This window comes from Methanobacterium sp. SMA-27 (assembly GCF_000744455.1).
In the GTDB taxonomy this organism is placed as follows: domain Archaea; phylum Methanobacteriota; class Methanobacteria; order Methanobacteriales; family Methanobacteriaceae; genus Methanobacterium_B.
The window spans coordinates 1,159,039-1,178,372 of the sequence record NZ_JQLY01000001.1 but is presented as its reverse complement, the minus strand read 5'-3'; the positions used below and the strand labels follow the sequence as shown (position 1 = coordinate 1,178,372).

Below are 19,334 nucleotides of genomic sequence, written 5' to 3'. Positions count from 1 at the left end.
TTGTTATGGATCAATTAAAATAAACCACTAATCTAAAGTAATTCAAAAAATGAATCATTCCTCTAAAAGTAGATTGATCCTTGTTATTAAAATAGATTTAAGCGAAAAAAATGGAAAAAAAAGATCCATATTTAATCAAATAATCTGTAATCCATCTCCTACCCTTATTTTCCCACCTTCTAAAACCTTGCAGAAGATTCCATCAGTGGGCATTATACACTCTCCCACGTGTCTTCCAATTTCACATGGGCTGTAACATTCCTTTCCTATCTGTGTTACCTGGACCACTGATTGTTTTCCAATGGATAATTTGATTCCAATCTGTAATTCTTTTAGTATTATTCCCTCTGTTGTAATGTTTTCTGCAAAATCACCAGGATAAACATCAAGACCAAGATCTCGCATCTTTTGTATACTTTCAATTGCGAGTAAACTTAATTGTCTGTGAGAATCATTTTCAGCATGAGCATCACCTAATAATCCATGGTTTTCAATTAACATCCCCTGCATTACATTGGTCTTTTTTGTTCCTGTAAGTGGACTGGTAGAAACAGCTACTACCCTGGCTTCTTGCTCAATATTCTCTGAATTCATTGTTACACTCGTGCAGATTAATAAGGTTGCTAAATATCATATATCAAAAAATATATCATTCTAAGATGTTACTGGATATTTAAATGTAAGAGATTTTTTTAGACTATTTATCATAAAATATTATATATTTCTTAATTGATTTACCTGGATCCCTTTATTTTTCCAGTTTCAGACTCAGCTGAAACATCAACTTTTAACTGGACTATGATTAGTTCTGCAACTTTTTCACCTGAGAGTAACATACCACCAAAGGTAGGTCCCATTCTTGTGCTTCCATAGGTTGTTGCAACGGCCATTCCAGTGACAAATACACCAGGGTAAACTTCGCTGGTTTTATCAACCACAGCATCTTCTGATTTTTCAACCCACATGCCTTCAAATCCTGCTATTTCAACAAGACCACGTTGTTCAAGTGATTTGACAACAACCGCATCGTGACCTGTTGCATCGACAACTATCTTAGATTCAAGTGCAACCGGGTCAACGCATGTTATTGCTCTTGGAAGTGCAGATACTGGTGTCCAGTTAATAACTACTCCACCAACTCTATCCTTTCGCATAACAATATCATCAAATTTGGTCATGTTAATTACCTTTGCACCAGCATCCATTGCAGCACCTATGAGTTTTGAACATGCATGTGGTCCATCTGCAACATAAAGTCCTTCCTGGACCTTTTTATAGGGAACTCCAATTTCATCAAGTATTCTTTGACCTGGTTCACGAACCGTTAATTTGTTCATAAGGTATCCGCCAATCCAGAATCCTCCTCCAAGATAGTTGTTACTTTCTACGAGAAGAACTTTAACACCTTTTTCTGCCAGTCTTTTAGCTGCTATCAGGCCACTAGGTCCTGCTCCAACTATTATAACATCACTTTCCACGTACTCAAGAAATTCATCTGCAAATTCTGATACAATTGCCTTTGTTACATCTTTTTCTGATACTTTTGAAAATATAGCCATTTTTTTATATCCTCCTCATAAAAATTTTTTTTAATAAATGAAGCTGAAAAGTATTGAAATTACTCAAAATTCAATAATATTACTATTCCACTGCGATATCGTTGAGTGTTGATAAGACTTTTTCCAGTTCTTTTTCCATTTCGATTTTATCTTGGACTTCTAGAACTTTTTCAAGAACAGCATTAGTTTCAGGGTGTTTTGGAGCTGCACCACATCCTCCATCGGGTAATATGGATATTTCAAAGGTGCCTATTTTTTCTGCCATCTCTGAAATTTCTGTCTTATCAAGTCCTATAAGTGGGCTGAGTACTGGCATGGATGTTGAGTAGCGTGTTGCAAGTATGTTGGGTAGTGTTTGTGATGCAACCTGTCCCACACTGCTTCCATCAATTATTGCTAATGCTTTCTCAGTTTTTGCAATCTTTTCAGCAATCTGATACATTCCACTTTTACATAGCACACAAGTCATGCGAGGTGGTGCATCTTCCATACATTTTTTAAGAAAATCACCGTAGTTAACTTGGTAAAGCTTTATTTCGGAACCTGATGAATATTCTTTAAGTTTTTGGTATATTTTGATTATTTTTTCATTGGATCCTGAAGTTAAAGGGTGGTTGTTGAAGTTTACTATGGTTATGTCACATCCCCTTTTCATCATGAGATATGTTGCAACTGGGGAATCTATACCGCCTGATACCAATGCAATCATTCTTCCCTGTGTACCTATTGGTAGTCCGCCTGGCCCCTTTATTTTTTCATGGAATATATAAGTTTTATCATCTCTAACTTCGATAAACAGTCTGAATTCTGGGTTTGAAAGGTCTACAGGTGCATTTGTTACTTCTATTACTGCAGCACCACAGAATCCTGCCATTTCCCTGCTTGAAAAGTCATGGGTTCCAACTCTTCTGCATTTAACTGCAAAAGGTTTTAGAGGGTCAAACTCACCTTTTTCAATTAGATCTTTAACATAATCTTGAACAGTTTTTTTGATTAGGTCGTGATTTGTTTCTGTAGAGATTGTTGGACTGAAGGATACTACTCCGAATATTTTTTTGAGAGATTCCATTGCTTTAGCTTGATCATCAGAAAAAAGAAATATTCTGCCCTGGTTTATGGTTATTTTACAGTCGATCAACTTTTTAATGTTTGATATTAATTTTTTTTCAAATCTCTTTCGGACTACAGGACTTTTAACTCCGATTTCGCCGTATCTTACTATTATTGGCCTATTTTTATCCATGTTTAAACTCCATTGTTAATTGTTGTTTTAAATTTGTTTATTCTATCTTTGAATTTAACAACAATTATAAAATTATTTTATTTATTGGCTAACTTTTATTTTAACTACCGTGAATAACCCTTATAATTTGTATAATATCAGTATTTTCTAGTATTTCTTGATCAAGAATTATTGAATCATTTCTTTTTACAATAACTTCTAAAGGATCGATGCCTAGATTTTTTAATAGTTCCTCAACGGATATTTGGTTTATATCCAAACTTTCAATGTGTCCTTCTGAATATTTTATTTCCAAGAACTTCACAACCAATAATATTAATATTTTTTAAAAACATTAATTAACAATTGTTATATAACTATCGTTACATATAAAGTTTTTGATTCAAACAAGACCTAAAACAACTTTAAATGTGTAGGGGGTTTGAAAAAACCCTCCATGTATCATGAAGCATCAAGGCTGTGTGCAAGATCTTCTATTAAATCTGAATAATCCTCAAGACCAATGGAAAGTCGGATCACATCGTCTGTAATACCTGCTTTAACACGAGCAGATTCATTCATTGAAGCATGACTCATGGTTGCAGCGTGTTCAACAAGTGAATCAGCGCCTCCAAGAGATTCTGCTAGACAAAAGAGATCCAGTCCCCTTATAAATTTAGCAACATCTGACTTGAGTTTAAATGATACAACCCCTCCATATCCATCCATCTGTTTTTTAGCTATTTCATAACCTGGATGTGATGTTAGTCCAGGATAGAAAACTTCTGATACCTTGGGATGTTCGCTTAAAAATTCAGCTATAATCATTGCATTCTCTGCATGTTTTTTCATTCTGAGTGGCAAAGTTTTAAGACCTCTGAGTATAAGCCATGAGTCAAATGGAGCAGCATTGCTTCCCATTCCATTTAATAAGAAATGCACATCATCTGCAAGTTCATCTGTTGTAGTGACTATTGCACCTCCTATAACATCGCTGTGGCCATTGATGTATTTAGTAGTTGAGTGGAGTACAAGATCCATTCCATACTCTATAGGTCTTAGAAAGTATGGGCTTGGAAATGTGTTATCTGCAACTGTTAAAAGTTTGTTTTCATGTGCTACATTTGCAATCATTTCAAGGTCTGTGATGTTCAGAAGTGGATTTGATGGTGTTTCAATCCAGAGCATTTTAGTATTGGGTTGGATTGCATCTTCAATTTTCTCCCTTGAATCCATTCTAAGGAATGTGAATTCAATTCCATATTTGGTCATTATTTCGTTGAAAAGTCTGTGTGTACCACCATAAATATCATCACCTACAATTGCATGGTCACCAGCTCTTAATAGGTGTATAGCAGTTGATACTGCAGCCATTCCACTTAAAAAGCAAATCCTTTGTTTCCTCCTTCTAGGCTTGCAATGGCCTCTTCTAGAGCATTTCTAGTCGGATTACCCGTTCTAGAGTAGTCGTAGTCTCCAGGTTGGTTATAGTCTTCAAATGCAAACGTTGATGTTTGACATATGGAAGTGGATATCGCCCCTGTAATAGGGTCTGGCTTTCTCCCGGCATGTATAGATCGTGTATCAAAATTCATTTTCAAACCCCTCCTTTTTTTTATAATGATAGTTTTTTTTGCTAATTTGCTAAAGAAAAAAATATTAATAATTATCAATTATTTACCTGTAATTGATCCCTTTAACAATTGTTATATAACAATCGTTATGCGATCTTGTATAAATAAATTACGATTATCCAAACTAACTGAACCATATTAAACTAAATATTAGAATTAGAAAATGAAAATTAAAAAAAAATTAAATAATTATTTCCTGGCCTTTGCAACTTTTCTTGCTATTACAAGTTCCCCAATGGCAATTAAACCCACAAAGAACTTCTCAAGTCCTCCTGTAGCCCATATTGCTTCCCCAAAGGTTGAATTTTTTATTCTTTGTTCATAGTCTTTGGCTGTAACACGTTTTCCAGTTTCCCTCTTGGTTACAATTGCAGATGCTTCCATTAATTCATCCCATGTAACACCCTTCAATTCATCAACCATTGCCTCAAATATCTTGGATACCTTGATTTCATATAATTTGGAAAGTGTTTCTACAATATCAAAAGTTCTTATAACTCCAACAACCTTATCTTCACGGTCAAGTACAGGTATACTAACTACTTTGTGCTTGGAAGCAGCAAGTACAGCCAAACGTGCAGCATCATTTTCATTTACATGTACAATATCGTCTTTGGAATGCATTATCTCTCTAACTTTTTTATGATTGTCTCTCAGACCCCTAGTAACATCCAGCGATGTGATCCATCCAATAAGATGTTTCTCATCATCTAGAACAGGTGTTGTAAATTTTTTATGTGATTCCATTTTAATGGATGCTTCAACAATATCCATATCAGGGCTAACAGCAATAAATTCCTTATCCATAATTTCTTTAACTTTCATTTAGGCAACCTCTCAAGTTTTAATGCACTTACAGGGCATTTTTTAGAACAAACTTCGCATAATATACATTTATCTTCTGAAAAAATAATCTTATCATCTTCTAATCTAATTGCATCAACAGGACAGTTCTCTTCACATACACCACAGGCAACACATGCATCATCGTCAACCACAAGGTCCTTGGTCTTGAAAACATTTCCCATTCTTCTAATAACTGTAACTGCATCTTCTCCACATACATTCGCACATGCACCACACCCGATACATGCATCAAGATCAACAACAGCTTTTTCGCCCTCTGGTACCTTTATCGCACCTGTTGGGCAGAATTTAACACAATCACCACATGAAGTACATTTATCTTTATCTACACATATCTTCTCCATTCTAAGGGTTCTATGCGGTACCTTCATTGTGTTGAGCTTGTAAGTTACATCCTCATCTAGATCAGACGTACTTTCAATCACCTTAACTGCATTAACTGGACATGTCTGTGCACATATTTCACATTTAACACAATTTTCAAGTATTTTGGCAGGTTTTGTTAATTTTGCATTGTCAATAGCATTTACAGGACACTCTTCTACACATAGGTTACACCTTACACATTCTGGTGAGATGGTTATAAATTTCTGTCCAAGAGAACAATTCTCAATTTCTGCTTTAAAATCTTCTACACTGTGTTCAAAATCTGAGGACTTTGCAACTACTTCATTAACCAGTGCATCTTTCTTTTTTTTAAATACTATATCCATAATCACACCTATATCTTTTAATTTAACCAAAAAGCATATTACAAATAAACCTACCAAATATTTTCCCTTGTTTAAAGGAATTTAATATTTCAATTGAATTTGATAATATTATTTGATCCCATCATTATCTTAAGTTAGTATTCAACATTAAAATTATTATTATTCAAATGTTACATATGGTTTTGCAAATGCATATTTATTAATTCTAATTTTTTCATTTCTATGAAAAATGGATTTGGTTTCTGTTAATAAAATTTTCAAGCTTTGCAATGTCTGGAAGGCCGTCTGTTGCACCGTGTTCAGTTACACAACGTGAAGCAACATAGTTACCCTCAATTGCAGATTGTTTTAAACTTTCACCAGTGATAAAACCATGAAGAAATCCTGCATTGAAGGCATCTCCAGCTCCTGTTGTATCAAGACATGGAACATCGAAGGCATCAGTAAAATAAGACTCTCCCTCTGAACTTACAATTGATCCATTATCTCCCATTTTAACCGCAACGATTTCTATTCCATATTCTGCTTGAATTTTATCGGTATTTAACTGGGTTTCAGTCATTCCAGTTGAAATCCTAGAATATTCTATTTTTCCAGTTGTAAGAAGATTCAGTTCTGCCTGATTGATTAGAAGGATATCTGTGTGCATAAAAAATTTATCCAAAAATTCAACACCCCTCTCAATGTAGAGTCTTCCAGGATCAAAACTTACACATACCTTGGATGATATTTCATTAAGAATATTTTTCTGTGTATCAATGGATTTTTCATTGAAGTTCCCAACAAAGGATGTTATATGAAGAACCTTAGTTGAATCAACGTAGTCTTTATCAACTTCATTTTCTCCTATACAATCATTAACACCGGGATCAACGTAGAGGGCTCTTTGACCTTCACCATCAACATAACCATTTACTGTTCCACTTCTTCCATTTTCTGTTAAAATAACTCCCTTGGTATCGATGTTTTCATTTTTAAGGTTGTTATGAAGTAGGCTTCCCTCTCTGTCCGGTCCAACTTTCCCAATAAAACCTGTTTTCATTCCAAGTCTTGAAAGACCAACAACAGTATTGGCTGCCGAACCTCCAAAAGACTCTGAAGAACCTGTTATATATGATTCTTCATCTTCATATGCAATTCTGTTAACTCGGAAGAGTTTATCCATGTTAAGCGCTCCAAATCCAACTGCGTCAAGTTTCATTCAAACAAACTCCTTAGATCAATTTTGTATTCCCCGAGTAATCCATTATAATTTCCAGCTGAAACAAGTGAAACATCATCAAAATCAATTACAGCCTCAATACCTACTTTCATGCCTTCTTCTAGAACTTTCTGGTTTAATCCATTTAAAACTATTTCAGGAATATAGTTAACATTTTCTGGAACCTGTGAAACTTCATTTAACACACTTTTAAGAGATGGACAATATGGATGGTTGGTTGTTGGACCAATCCATGGATAGTTAGTCTCGGGTTTGCTAGCTGCAGAACATATATCAAAAGGTGCAACAACACCTTTAACCTCTTCTATTGCATTTAAAGCAGCTTTTCCAGCTTCTGTTACAGTCTCTTTTTCACTGCACATATACCAGAAATTTGCACCCATTATACCCTTCATGTATCCAAATTCCCTTTCAATTTTAAAGTCAGGTATTGCAATGGGTACAACAATCATTTCTCTCCCGTATAATGTTTCTTCCCATTCATATCCATCTCCACAGTGTCCAACATTCTTCATTGTACCAATCTTTCCAACTGGATCAATCGATGCATCGAACAGACTTGTGAATGGTTTAACTAGTATGTCCTGTCTGATTCTGTAGGATAACTCCAATTCAAATTTTTCAATGTCATCGGTGTTATACCAAAATTGGAGTATTGCACCGTTTCTTCCATCTGGTGTTTGATTCATTCCCAGCCAGGATTCAATACCGCCTTCAACCCTACCAATCACTGTTCCGGGTGTGGATGTTGCATCATAGGCTGCCCTTCTAACAGTTTCATGGTCTTCGGCTGTTACTATGACCCTGCAGCAAACACCCTTAAATGCCTCACAATAGGTGTCTTCAACTTTAAAATGGATATTTTCGGTGGTTTTTTTCATGATACCCTAACCAATTATATTAACCCTTAAATAAATTATTTTAAATCCAAATCAAATATATATCGATTCTTTAATAATTACGATGTTACTATAATATTTCTTAACAAATTTAAACTTTTAATGTAATCTTATTTAAAGATGTATGACTTTTTTTTATATTTTATCCCAATCCTCCAATGGATTCTCCCCTCAATTTCTTACGGAATTTGGAGCTCTTGTCAATTATACTTTCAATATCATGACATGTTATTATCTTAACTTGTGGCAGTTGGGATACCATTAATTTATTTGCAAGGGACTGATTTACAAATCTAGATTCAAGTGCTTTTTTAGGATCTTCATTATAACTAACAACAAATTCAAATACATTATCTGTACCATATCTGTTGAATATATCGGCAAGTACAGAAGTTATTGTGGTATTTTCAGCCATCACAGCAATTTCAGCTTCTTTAAGGGCATATTCATTTCCATTGAAGGATACTGATATTCCTCCGTTATCATTGGCAAATCTAAGTGGTTGAACATCTGTTATGCTATCTCCTATATAGAACAGATCCTTAGCTTTTAATTTGTATCTGCTGATTATATCCTGAACAGCTTCCTTTTTACCTTCACCACCTGTTGGTTTAACAATATCCATCAGTGCAGCTACTTTAAGTTCGGGTATTCTCTTCCAGAAAATCTTATCCAAGAGTTCAAATTCAGGATTATCAACAATTGCTTTCCTATATTCCCTGATTAGTTCAATTTCCTTTGGTTCAATATCTTTATAGTCCATGTCAAGTTTGGTTGAATAGGTGTTGTCATAGGGAAATCCGGTTTTATTACAAAGTGCCAATATATAATGGTCATAACTGGTGCTCACAATAAATGAGGGCATTATTGAGTTTACAAATTTAAGGGTTTCCTCTGCACCAGGTATTAAATGTACATTTTCGATGGAAAAATCGATAATATTCTTGTTTGTTGCGCCATAAGCCTTTAAAAATGGCACTATTAACTTTAAAGTACTTCCGGCATTATATCCTGTTCTTTTTAAAACATCAGCAAGCACATCATCATATCTGCTTACGATTTCAAAAAATTTCTCTCCATTTTCAATAAAATGGCCTGAAAGTTCAAATGCATTATCATTTATTGATATGGGACCTTCACAATCGGAAACAAAAAATTTTTTCCCCAATTTACAATCCTCCTTGAAAATAAAAAAAAAATATTAGATATTCAGATACCATTGGTGTCGATTTTGAGTTTAATTGCATTTACTGGGCATATTATATCGCATTCCCCACATAAAATACATTTAGAACTGTCAACAATTATTTCATCCTTTTCAAGTTTCAGAGCCTGTGTTGGACATTTTTTAACGCATACTCCACATGCCATACATGCATTAACATCTGTTACTATTTCGCCAGTTCTAGGTTTTAGTAATTCTCCCCTTACATAGAAAATTTTACCATCTTTAACTTGGAAATGTTCTTCGATTAGAGTTATGGCATTAAATTTACACTTATCAACACATTTTCCACAGTAAACACAACTGTCAGTGTCTATATGTACTGGTGAGGGTATTTCAAGTTCTATACAATCAACTGGACATTCTGCTATACATTCACTACACCCAATACAATCCTCTTCAATAACATTAATGTCACGTTTTGGTGTGGTTGCTCCAATTATCTCCTGAATATCTTCAATTTCAAGTTCAGAATTAAGCATTGATGTAATTTCATCCTTTATTAAACCAGTTACATCTTCGTTGAAATTTTTTTCTTCATGTTTAAGAGCAACATCTCTTGCAATAGAATTTAGAATACTATTTATCCTGACAGCATCATTTGAAAGTTTACCTGCTTCTTTTTCAAGCAATTCCGATACAATTTCCATGGTTTTTATTTTACTGAAATTCTGGTAAGCCCTTTTTCTTGATGAATATCTGATGGCTGCTGAAGGGCATACATTCATACATTCCTCGCATCTTGCACAGTAGGATGGGTTTATGAAAGGGAGTTTACTTACATTTCCAACGTTTATGGCTCCTTTGGATGGGCAGACTCGGGTACAAGTCATACATCCTATACAGTTTTTTTGATCAACAACAATTGCCTTTCCACCCACAACAGATCTTGGGAGTATTTCACCGTATTTAATTGCTTCTGTTGGACAAACACGGGCACAGTATCCGCAGCGCACACATGTATCTTCATTTATTTCGCTGTGAGCTTCTTCAGTTCCTGATGAAATTAACTGAATTGAACCTGTTTTACATGCTTTTACACAAGCTCCACATTGTCTGCATAGTTTGGTGTTGATATTGGGTACATTCTCCCTTATTGGTTCAGAAAGAGTTGTTTCCATTTTTATTGCATCATATGGGCAGGCTTCCCTGCACAAAACGCATCCAACACATTTGTCATCGATCTCAATTTCCCCGTTTACTGATTCATTGATGGCAGCCACAGGACAAGAAAGAATACATGGTTTATCTTCGCATGTCTCACATTTACTGTGATCAATCTTGTAATCTACCTCTACTTCTCTGAGAGGTTTACAATATTTTTTAGTGTTATTAGTTGTTGTTGGAATGTTATCAACTCCTTACTGGTAAGTCTGATGATTTAACTGTTATATGTATGATACTTTCACCTTCAGCAGATGGTTTGTATAAGAACCTTGCAATATAATATCCAATGGCACCGAATGGACATGTCTGGTAGCATATACTGCATCTCAAACATTTATCTGTGTCCCTTACAACACCTTCTTCAGCGCTGTAACTAATTGCATGGGATGGACATTCTTTAACACATAACCTGCAATCTGTACATTTATCCTTGTCCCAAGTTATAACCCTAAGTTTTAGTCTGTCTGTTATATTTTCGATGATGTCCTCAATTAAATCATCGTCTGATAATATTTCCCGGGCCTTTTCCATTATATCCTGAACTGGCATGTCGAGTTTAAATACTTCTCCTCCAGTTATATGTTTGATATTATCCTGTTCAGCTTCTATATATTCCTCTAAACTATCCACAACCAGGTTTATAATTTCTTTCTGCTCTTCTATATGGGATATGTGTATTCCCTTGATTGCACCCTTTACTGGGCATGTTTTTATACATTCACCGCAGGCTATACATTTTGACTGGTCAATAAGGACTTTGTTATCGTCTTCAACAATTGCATCACCGACCTTACATGTTTTCATACATTTTTTACAGCGTATGCATAAATAATCGTCTATAACAAACTTTTTGTCAACAGGTAGAATCGTAAATTTTTCCCTTATCAGATGGTTTTCACCGCATGTAAGAGTTTTAGGGTCTGTTGGACAGACTTCAGCGCAGAACCCACATCTAATACAACCTCTGTTGTTTATTACAGGGTAGGTTATACCCTCTTCACTAGAATTATCCTCGTCTCTCACGAGTTTTATTGCCATTGGGGCAGGACATGCTGCTGTACAAGCTCCGCATGCTATGCAATATTCTTTATGGACTTCAGGAAAATTTCTGAATCTTGATGGTGTGTCCATTATTTCAGAGTTGCTCTTAGCAGCTGCAAAATTCTGAGCCCATGACTTTCTTGCAAATTCGTATAGATACCATATAACCGAAGACATATTATATCATCCTTTTAACTTGGAATTTATGTTGTGGACACCATGGAAATCCAGGTTCCTTCCTTTTTCATCTAAAATTATAACCCTTTCTGTACATGCAATACAAGGATCTGAAGTTGCATATGTAGCCACAGCATCTGCAACTGTTGCAACATCGTTAAGCATATACTTGGCACATGCATCTATATTCATGATACTAGGGGTCCTTATTGAAACGTTTTTTATAAGATTTCCATTGGTTTCAATGGAGTAGGTTACTTCTCCCCTTGGTGCTTCATTTCTCCATTCACCTGTACCTGCGGGTATATCAATTTTTTTACGTACTTCACCAGCTGGTAGGTTTTCAATTACTTGTTTAATCAGACTTATGGATTCCCATATTTCATCGAACCGGTTCATTGTACGTGCAAAGTTATCTCCTTCTTTCCTCCATATGACTTTCCAGTCCATATGGTCTCTGTAGGTTGGATGGTCTTCCCTTACATCGTGTTTGATTCCCGAAGCTCTTCCAATTGGTCCTACTGCTCTGGCCATAACTGCTTCTTCGTAAGTCATCTTACCGACATCATGAGACCTTAAACCAACGAGTGGGCCCTGTTCAAACATTTCAACGTATCTTCCATATTCGTTTTCAAGTTTAACCATTATCGCCATTATAGAATCAAGATGGATCTGTTTAACATCCATTTTAACCCCACCCACAACATTCCATCCCATATTAACTCTATTACCGGTTAAAAGTTCAATAGCATCCATAACGGGTTCTCTTAATGCCAGCATGTACATGAAAAGTGTTTCATGTTCCATTGATTTGAAATAGGTCGAGTTTGCTAATAAATGACTCTGTATCCTGTCGAGTTCATTGGTTAATACCCTTAGGTACTGTGCTCTTATAGGTGCGGATTCGCCTGCTATTCTTTCAAATGTCTCTGCAAATGTTTGTGTATGTATGTACGAGCAAATTCCACAAACCCTTTCAGATAGAAATATTCCCTTCTGCCAGGTTTTACCCTGCATAATTCTTTCTATACCTCTGTGAATGTATCCATAATCTATTTCAGCACTTAAAACTTTTTCTCCCCTAGTTTTAAGTTTTAATCGTAATGGTTCCTTCAAAGCGGGATGTATTGGCCCAATAGGAAGTATCATAATTTTTCCCTCCCTCTTGCTGCAAGTGCATCTGGCCCCACAGCTAAAATGGCTGCTAATATTTCTGATGGGCGCGGTGGGCAGCCTGAAATTTCCGCAGCCACAGGTATAAAGTCAGATACAGGTGCGTATATACTGCATCCTTCCTGGTTAAAAACATCACCTGTAAGTGGGCAGTTACCAATTGCAACCACTATTTTGGGTTCAGGTGCCTTTGCATATATTCTCTGGAGTTTGTCCTTCCATTGTTCTGCCATTGCACCTGTTACAAGGATGACATCGGCCTCCCTTGGATTGTTGTGAACGTAAATACCATACTGTTCAAGGTCGTAACGTGGTGATAGTAGTGCTACTACTTCTATGTCACAACCATTGCAACCTCCTGTATTTATAAGGCAGACATGTATGGAACTCTTCCTTATAATGTCTTTAAGACCATCTAACATTTCTTTACCTCTTAAATATTATCTCATTAAATCTTCAAGTAAATCTTTCCTGCCTTCTTCTATGGCTTTATCGTAAGGTTTATTCTCATTTAGAACTTCATATGCTATTTTAGTTTTAATATTCTCTGATTCCTCTTCTGTGAGGATGTTCATTACATCGCAGAGCCAGCATAGTCTTAGATCTGAATGTATTTTTTCTTTGATACATCTTAGTTTGGATGATTCAAACCTTGGATTTATTGCTTCAAGACTTGACATGTCCAATCTCTTCATAAGAATTTCTTCCAGTTCCTCGGGAGATATTTCCAGTTCAGCTGCAAATGGAACAACAACGTCTTTGTGCCATTTATAGCTGGCAAGAATCCTTTTTTTCATGGTTATGAGAAGTTCTTCGTCTTCAATTTTTGTATTTGGTTTGTATTCACTCATAACAACACCGTCCCAATTGTCCATACAATGGCTGAAACTATAAATCCAATTACTGTTTCATATCTACCATATCCTGGTCTCATTCCAAGGACCAGAGCTATAAAGAATACTCCTATTGTTATGGATATATAATATGGTATGAATGTCAGAAGCTGACTGTTAATTGCCAGTGTCCAACCTATAATTGCAGTTACAAGTGCAACAACATCGATATTTTTGGTGACATATGGTGCTGTATATTTTCTATAGCTTAATACAAGACCCACTATGGATCCCAATACAAATGAAATTATGTATACTAAATAAATTGTTTCGTTCATTGGATCACCATTTTTATACAGGCTTGTAAAGGTAGATAAAGGATATTATTATGCCTATTAAAACGATTATCATGGCCCAGTTTTCAATTGATTCTGCAAGATGTGCGAATTTATGTTTGTACTGGAAAAGTGTCAGGATCATGATTAGGAAAACTGCTATCGTTAGGGGCAGTACAATAATCCATTGTTGAAATGCTGCCAATCCACTTGCAAGTACAGCTCCTGATACTGCAAGGGCCATTAGGAACAGTACATCTTTTTCTTGTTTGTCCATTTTTTAATCCTCTTTATATATTTGGTAAATTTATAAATTCTTGATAAATTATAATTATATCATGAGCAGAGCAACCGAACCAACTATTCCCACAAATGCAAAGGTTACCTGCATCATCACTGAGTGATTAGGATTTAAAAGCGGTGTTACAGCATTTATAAATGCAACCGCAGCGCTTATTATAATCATTCCAACCAGATAAGCTGGTATACTTAAAGGCCCAAGGAAAACAGTTAAGAATATCCATAAGAGCATGTACCAAGCAATAGATTCTGATATCATCAAATATCCTCGGAGTAATCCAAAGTGTTCTGTTTCGTATCCTGAGATAATATCCTTCCCTTTGGTTATTGCAAAGGGACTGTATGGGGATTTTGATAGTATTAATACAAAGAACATTAAAGCTGCAAGAGGTATTGTTAATATTAATGGGCCATGTATGGACTGGTAGTTTACAATACTGTTAATGTCCATTGTACCAGCTTGCAGGTATATGATTATTAAAACTGCAAATAATGGAACTTCTGCTGCTGCTGAGTAAACAGCCCTAACACAGCTGAGCTTACCATAGGGTGATCCAGATGATGATCCTGCATTGTGTTCAACTATTTTGTGTATTGCATAGATTGCGAATATCAATAGAAGTGATCCGCCTGTAACAGGGCCAACTATTACGGCTGCAACCCATATAACACATAACATAGCTGTTATTGCTATGTAAAATGGCATAGCAGCTGTTCTTGGAAATGCTGATTCTTTTATAAAGAATTTTAATGTGTGTAAAAGGTGCTGAATAACCGGAGGTCCAGGTCTTCCTTGAATTCTGGCCATTATCTTTCGTTGAAGTCCAAATAGGATACTTCCTATCAGAAATGCAATAAGAACGTTTAGTAGGATGTTTGACATTAAATTCATGCGATCACCGATTATTTTATCTGATATTCTATCAATTGCATTGTTGTGTTAATTATATTAGAATCCATTGTTATCGAACCTTTAGTAATATTAAATTTCATATTTATTTCCTATTTTAGTATCCAATGAATGGTTCCCTTCTTTTGTCCTCTTCTTCTTCTTTACTACCCTTTGCCATTACAATGAGTCCAAAGGAGAGTATGGCCACAGGTATTCCAATGAGGGAAATTGCATATACAATCCAGTTTGCTGGATTAAAGATCAATGCGTATGCAATACTTCCTAATGATAATATTAGAAGTATCCAGCTAGTTATTTTGAGTTTATCCATTTATTTTCACCTTAAAATGGTTTATTTATGATGAGAAGTATTTCTATTGCCCTTACTATTACTAAAAGAGAGCTTAGATGTATTATAAGTAAGAATGGTGAACCTGGAGTTCTGAACATTTCAGCCTTAGTTGCAAAGAATGGTGCAACACCAGTTTCCCCTGCTACACCAATGAAGATTAATAAAGAACCTAAAAGCATCATTGGGGTTGTGAATGCAAGACTGTTAATTTCTAATAGGCTAATGGTACCTGTTGCAGCTAATATAAGCGCTGCACCAGCGAAAAGTGGTGTTGACGCTATCATTGCTATCAAACCATACTGGAATGCTGAATCAAGAACATCTATCTGTTTAACTGCACCCACAATTCCAATATTTACTATTCCAATTAAACATACAAAAAGTGTGAAATCAAAGAGATCCCCTGTTATCATTGCACCTGCTGTTGCAAGTCCACAAACTATTGCTAAAAAACGTCTAATTTTGAATTCATTCTTAGCAACTTTTAATTCCCTATCTCCCAGTGTACCAAATTCAGCTTCCACTTGGGTTTCTGTTTTACTGATTGCTATTATGAATGTGAAAGCAAGAGCTGCTGCAAACATGAAAAGGTTAAAGGAGGTCATGTAGAATACAATGTCTCCAAGGGGTATGATTCCAAGTATTTGTGAACCTAATATTAATATATCCATATAATTTTACTCCTTTCTAAATTCTTCTCTGTTCATAATACCTATTAAACCAGCTTTGAATGCGACCTTAATAAATATTCCAAATGCTGCGAGCATCAATCCTAATAACCAGTATTGTGGGAAAACAAATAGTATTAAAAATCCAACAAGCCATAAACACCATGCAATACCAGATGCTCCTGCAATACCTTCCCAAAGTGTTGAAGGTACTCCACGCATTGTCAGGGAAATTACATAGAATAATATTCCTCCTCCTGCTACTGCTCCACCTGTAAATCCTGAGAGGAATGCCCCATATATTACTAATATTATTGCTATGAATACTGGTGCTGTTTGAAGTATTTCCATGTCAAAGTTTAGGGGTGTTGGTATGAGGGCAACAGCTTTACCTGTTTTTCTTATTTCCCTGCTCATTAATATTTCACTAATAGCTAGTATCTCGGCAAGTTCAACAACCAGCCCTGGAAGTATTAAAGATTCAGCAAGGTCTGTTCCAACCGCTGCAACAATTATTAACATTGCAATTCCAACTATATCTGTAAGGATAAGAACCTGCAGATCATTTTTCTCAACTGATATGCCAAATAATCCTATTAAAGCCACTATTAATCCAACAAATATTGCTGGTACATAGAGGGCAACTACTATTGGTGAAACAACAGAGGGTACCAATTCTAACATTCAGTCTTCCCTCCTCATTGTGAAGTTTATAGCAACCCATGAAGCAATTACAAAGGCCATCATAAGTATGCTTGATTCCAGAACTGTATCGAATCCCCTTGTGTAGTATAGGATCTCGTCTATAAGTCCGCCTGGTGATGAATAAATAGAAGTTCCATAGTATAATGTTGTATTCTTAACACCAATTGCTATTGGAGATAAATAAGCTGTTATCAAGCCTATTGCAGGTAAAAATTGAGGGTACTGTGCCATTACTATTCCCCTTTCCTGGAAGGGTACTCCTCCACGGTCGTATGGTGCCAGAGGATCCTGAGCATTTATCTGATTCTGTGGTTCTGGTCTGGGATAAAGTTGATGATCATTCAATGCAAGGGGTATTATGAAGCCTGCTATAAGTACAATGCCAAGTATCAGTGCGTAAAATCTTGGAATCCTGTCAGGATTCGCAAGGGCATTCCATATCCTTCCTATACTCTTCAAAGTTCGGCCCCCATTTCTTCTAATCTTACAATAGCCCTTAATAGTATTAGTGTTATTATGGCAGTAGCTGCAATGAATGTTACAAGTGCTATTGTATGGTTGTAGGTTAAAAATATGAGTGAAACACCAACTGCAGCAATTTCTGTGTTCAAAGTCCTTACCAGAGGATCTTTAACCCCTGGACCTATAACAGTTGCTATGCTTCCTATTATTACAAGAACACAACCTGTGTAAAACCATATGTAAACATCAAGCAATGAACCCGTCCTCCTGGGATCTTTCTTTATTCTTTCTAATTTCATCAAGTTTGGTTATTGCAATTAACATTATAACAGTGGAAATTGGATCGAATATGGCTGCTACCATTGCAACATCCAGGTACTTTGCGGATACTATCATCCCAATAAAACCGCCCTGTAATAGTGAGAACATTATAACCTTGTCCAATGGTTTTTTGAGCATTATTATACCAGCAGCACCTATTAAAAGTACTCCTGCAGATACTGTTGTCAAGTTTATGAGGTCTAGAAACGGATACATTATTTACACCATTTACAATCTTTTAATTTTTTTTATGAAATTTTGTCCAGAATATTATTCATCCAATATTATTTCATTCTTTACTCTTCCAATTGAATACGCTATGGCATTTGAACTAATTGTCGAAGCAATAAAGTAGGTTATAGCAATTATAGCACCAAAGGGTGTTTGAATATAAAGTGCTATTATTCCTGATATTCCAAAGCTCATTGCATTTAAATACAACATTCTTGCAGATCTATCCTGTGCAAAAAGTGTTCTCAGAGCCATTAAAAGAACTATTATACCTAGTATCTGGATCAGCATTGTCAACATGATAATCGACCTGTTGTTTTACAATTATTAAGTTTATTATAGAAATTTCTGATAACCATGATATAATCCCCTTCAGGTTAAAGTTGTATGCCTTCCCATTTTTTTGGCTATCTTTCCGAGTAATTTTGATGCCAGTGGATGGTGGAGTCCCTGTATTATAACTATTGCCAATACCATTCCAACTATGAAATCTGCAGGTCCTATTCCTATGTATGATGTTGCAAATATTATTGCAGTAATTGTTAATGCCCCGGTGGTGCCAGCATAACCTGGGTCTGCGCAGAGTCTATTTCCAATATAGACAAGTAAAGCTGCTATTAAACCACCTTCAGGAGTTCCTATAGTGTAACAAGCAGCTGATGAAAGTAATGTTCCTGCTGATGCATCTGGAGAACATACAATGTTTCCCTGGAAAAATCCTCCTGCAAGGTTTCCACCCCGTTTTAAAACAGATCTTCCAATAACATCTGCACCTTTAACACCTGGTTTTTCTGGAAGTCCCATCCATGTGTCTATTAAAACAAAATTTAACCAGGATAGTACTGCAGCTATTATAATGGCAATGATCTCGTTCAATTTGATTCCTCCATTTGAGGTTTAGGCAAGAGCCTTTCTAAGAAGTATTTAGCAAAGATTGCGGAGACCACACCCACTACAACTGCAACTAGAAGACCTTCATATCCAAGTTTGAATAGAATGGCTGTTAATCCAAGTGCAATTATGGTTGTTGGGAATATTAAACTGATAGTCCATGAATGCCTAATAGGTCTTTCAGGGAGAATTGGAATTCTCAGTATCAGTCCCACAATCATGGCAGACACAACTGCCAGTACATAACTCACTATGGTGATCAATACATTAGCATGAATAATCATGATAAAACATCATCCTACTGGATATAAAAATGTTTCTATTTCAAATTTATTAATTAAAGAATGTATATGATTTTTACTCCTTATTCAAATTATTAATCGTTTATACATGTATAAAAACTTTTTTAAGAAATATTTCATAATATCAACTAAAATACATAGAT

At 35.6% G+C, this 19,334-nt stretch carries 26 protein-coding genes and 1 pseudogene; all 27 read right to left on the bottom strand.

Annotated elements, in window-relative coordinates:
• Positions 1-135: 135 nt before the first annotated feature.
• On the bottom strand, positions 136-594 hold the full coding sequence (locus DL91_RS05965) for an MOSC domain-containing protein (RefSeq protein ID WP_048190660.1): 459 nt from the start codon (positions 592-594) through the stop codon (positions 136-138).
• Positions 595-734: 140 nt separating this feature from the next.
• Positions 735-1,559 carry a sulfide-dependent adenosine diphosphate thiazole synthase gene (locus tag DL91_RS05960; protein ID WP_048190659.1) on the bottom strand — a complete coding sequence of 275 codons (825 nt, stop codon included), beginning with the start codon at positions 1,557-1,559 and terminating at the stop codon, positions 735-737.
• An 82-nt stretch (positions 1,560-1,641) separates the two neighbouring features.
• Positions 1,642-2,802, bottom strand: a complete 1,161-nt coding sequence (gene thiI, locus DL91_RS05955; protein WP_048190658.1) for a tRNA uracil 4-sulfurtransferase ThiI — start codon at positions 2,800-2,802, stop codon at positions 1,642-1,644.
• Positions 2,803-2,902: 100 nt separating this feature from the next.
• Positions 2,903-3,097: a MoaD/ThiS family protein gene (locus DL91_RS05950; RefSeq protein WP_048190657.1), complete on the bottom strand. Its 195-nt coding sequence runs from the start codon at positions 3,095-3,097 to the stop codon at positions 2,903-2,905.
• Between the two features lie 146 nt (positions 3,098-3,243).
• Positions 3,244-4,376 (bottom strand): annotated as a pseudogene (locus DL91_RS05945) (trans-sulfuration enzyme family protein).
• 228 nt (positions 4,377-4,604) lie between these two features.
• Complete coding sequence (locus DL91_RS05940; protein WP_048190656.1) at positions 4,605-5,240, bottom strand: HPP family protein; 636 nt, start codon at positions 5,238-5,240, stop codon at positions 4,605-4,607.
• A complete protein-coding gene (locus tag DL91_RS05935) occupies positions 5,237-5,995 on the bottom strand; it encodes a 4Fe-4S binding protein (RefSeq protein ID WP_048192547.1) in 759 nt (252 codons plus the stop codon). The genes DL91_RS05940 and DL91_RS05935 overlap by 4 nt, the downstream gene beginning before the upstream one ends.
• Positions 5,996-6,215: 220 nt before the next feature.
• On the bottom strand, positions 6,216-7,196 hold the full coding sequence (locus tag DL91_RS05930; protein WP_048190655.1) for a carbohydrate kinase family protein: 981 nt from the start codon (positions 7,194-7,196) through the stop codon (positions 6,216-6,218).
• Positions 7,193-8,098 carry a formylmethanofuran--tetrahydromethanopterin N-formyltransferase gene (locus tag DL91_RS05925; protein WP_048190654.1) on the bottom strand — a complete coding sequence of 302 codons (906 nt, stop codon included), beginning with the start codon at positions 8,096-8,098 and terminating at the stop codon, positions 7,193-7,195. The genes DL91_RS05930 and DL91_RS05925 overlap by 4 nt, the downstream gene beginning before the upstream one ends.
• A gap of 160 nt (positions 8,099-8,258) precedes the next feature.
• Positions 8,259-9,284, bottom strand: coding sequence for a hypothetical protein (locus DL91_RS05920; RefSeq protein ID WP_048190653.1), 1,026 nt, complete (start codon positions 9,282-9,284; stop codon positions 8,259-8,261).
• Between the two features lie 41 nt (positions 9,285-9,325).
• Positions 9,326-10,690 carry a 4Fe-4S binding protein gene (locus tag DL91_RS05915; protein WP_048190652.1) on the bottom strand — a complete coding sequence of 455 codons (1,365 nt, stop codon included), beginning with the start codon at positions 10,688-10,690 and terminating at the stop codon, positions 9,326-9,328.
• A gap of 4 nt (positions 10,691-10,694) precedes the next feature.
• Positions 10,695-11,726, bottom strand: a complete 1,032-nt coding sequence (locus DL91_RS05910; RefSeq protein ID WP_048190651.1) for a 4Fe-4S binding protein — start codon at positions 11,724-11,726, stop codon at positions 10,695-10,697.
• 6 nt (positions 11,727-11,732) lie between these two features.
• A complete protein-coding gene (locus DL91_RS05905) occupies positions 11,733-12,875 on the bottom strand; it encodes a nickel-dependent hydrogenase large subunit (RefSeq protein WP_048190650.1) in 1,143 nt (380 codons plus the stop codon).
• Positions 12,872-13,321 (bottom strand): NADH-quinone oxidoreductase subunit B family protein, encoded by a 450-nt coding sequence (locus tag DL91_RS05900; protein ID WP_048190649.1) that lies wholly within the window; start codon positions 13,319-13,321, stop codon positions 12,872-12,874. Before DL91_RS05900 ends, DL91_RS05905 begins: the two co-directional genes overlap by 4 nt.
• Positions 13,322-13,339: 18 nt before the next feature.
• A complete protein-coding gene (locus tag DL91_RS05895; RefSeq protein ID WP_052374250.1) occupies positions 13,340-13,750 on the bottom strand; it encodes a DUF1959 family protein in 411 nt (136 codons plus the stop codon).
• A complete protein-coding gene (locus tag DL91_RS05890; protein WP_048190648.1) occupies positions 13,747-14,070 on the bottom strand; it encodes a DUF2104 domain-containing protein in 324 nt (107 codons plus the stop codon). Before DL91_RS05890 ends, DL91_RS05895 begins: the two co-directional genes overlap by 4 nt.
• A 13-nt stretch (positions 14,071-14,083) precedes the next feature.
• The gene (locus tag DL91_RS05885; protein WP_048190647.1) at positions 14,084-14,344 is read right to left on the bottom strand and encodes a hypothetical protein; all 261 of its coding nucleotides are present in this window, start codon (positions 14,342-14,344) and stop codon (positions 14,084-14,086) included.
• Positions 14,345-14,398: 54 nt separating this feature from the next.
• A complete protein-coding gene (locus DL91_RS05880; protein WP_048190646.1) occupies positions 14,399-15,259 on the bottom strand; it encodes a respiratory chain complex I subunit 1 family protein in 861 nt (286 codons plus the stop codon).
• A 115-nt stretch (positions 15,260-15,374) separates the two neighbouring features.
• The gene (locus tag DL91_RS05875; protein ID WP_048190645.1) at positions 15,375-15,590 is read right to left on the bottom strand and encodes a hypothetical protein; all 216 of its coding nucleotides are present in this window, start codon (positions 15,588-15,590) and stop codon (positions 15,375-15,377) included.
• Between the two features lie 11 nt (positions 15,591-15,601).
• On the bottom strand, positions 15,602-16,282 hold the full coding sequence (locus tag DL91_RS05870) for a membrane protein (RefSeq protein WP_048190644.1): 681 nt from the start codon (positions 16,280-16,282) through the stop codon (positions 15,602-15,604).
• 6 nt (positions 16,283-16,288) lie between these two features.
• Positions 16,289-16,963: an EhaG family protein gene (locus tag DL91_RS05865; protein ID WP_048190643.1), complete on the bottom strand. Its 675-nt coding sequence runs from the start codon at positions 16,961-16,963 to the stop codon at positions 16,289-16,291.
• Complete coding sequence (locus tag DL91_RS05860) at positions 16,964-17,443, bottom strand: EhaF family protein (protein ID WP_048190642.1); 480 nt, start codon at positions 17,441-17,443, stop codon at positions 16,964-16,966.
• On the bottom strand, positions 17,440-17,700 hold the full coding sequence (locus DL91_RS05855) for an EhaE family protein (protein ID WP_048190641.1): 261 nt from the start codon (positions 17,698-17,700) through the stop codon (positions 17,440-17,442). The genes DL91_RS05860 and DL91_RS05855 overlap by 4 nt, the downstream gene beginning before the upstream one ends.
• The gene (locus DL91_RS05850; protein WP_048190640.1) at positions 17,693-17,983 is read right to left on the bottom strand and encodes a DUF2108 domain-containing protein; all 291 of its coding nucleotides are present in this window, start codon (positions 17,981-17,983) and stop codon (positions 17,693-17,695) included. Before DL91_RS05850 ends, DL91_RS05855 begins: the two co-directional genes overlap by 8 nt.
• A gap of 54 nt (positions 17,984-18,037) precedes the next feature.
• Entirely contained in the window at positions 18,038-18,289 is a 252-nt protein-coding gene (locus DL91_RS05845; protein WP_048192544.1) for a DUF2109 family protein, read from the bottom strand.
• A gap of 81 nt (positions 18,290-18,370) precedes the next feature.
• Positions 18,371-18,874: a hypothetical protein gene (locus DL91_RS05840; RefSeq protein WP_048190639.1), complete on the bottom strand. Its 504-nt coding sequence runs from the start codon at positions 18,872-18,874 to the stop codon at positions 18,371-18,373.
• The gene (locus tag DL91_RS05835) at positions 18,871-19,173 is read right to left on the bottom strand and encodes an energy-converting hydrogenase A subunit A EhaA (protein WP_048190638.1); all 303 of its coding nucleotides are present in this window, start codon (positions 19,171-19,173) and stop codon (positions 18,871-18,873) included. Before DL91_RS05835 ends, DL91_RS05840 begins: the two co-directional genes overlap by 4 nt.
• Positions 19,174-19,334 lie beyond the last annotated feature (161 nt).